1 protein-coding gene is annotated in these 216 nt (G+C 57.4%); it reads left to right on the top strand.

What is annotated here, in order from left to right:
• Window positions 1-200, top strand: a 200-nt coding sequence (locus P0D73_RS46985) for a hypothetical protein (protein WP_494478269.1), incomplete at its 5' end; no start/stop codon positions are given.
• Between the last annotated feature and the right edge of the window lie 16 nt (window positions 201-216).

Here is a 216-nt window from a genome sequence, read left to right as displayed (position 1 = left end):
CGTTTATGAATCGCCGCAAGCCTGAACTGCAGGCAATCGATCTCGCAACGTGGCCAGGTATTGCATGGACCGATCTGGATAACGAAGCGCGCAAGCTCATCAGGCAACGAATGCATGCACTTGAGCTTTTCGTGCAAGGCGAGCCAGTACACGCGATCGAGAAAGCGACCGGCGTGAATCGCCGGCAGCTGTATCGCTGACTCGAGCGTGGCCTGC

Source organism: Paraburkholderia sp. RL18-101-BIB-B, from assembly GCF_046026985.1.
Taxonomy (GTDB): Bacteria; Pseudomonadota; Gammaproteobacteria; order Burkholderiales; family Burkholderiaceae; genus Paraburkholderia.
Note: the sequence above shows the minus strand (reverse complement) of the source record. Positions and strands in the feature narration are given on the sequence as shown.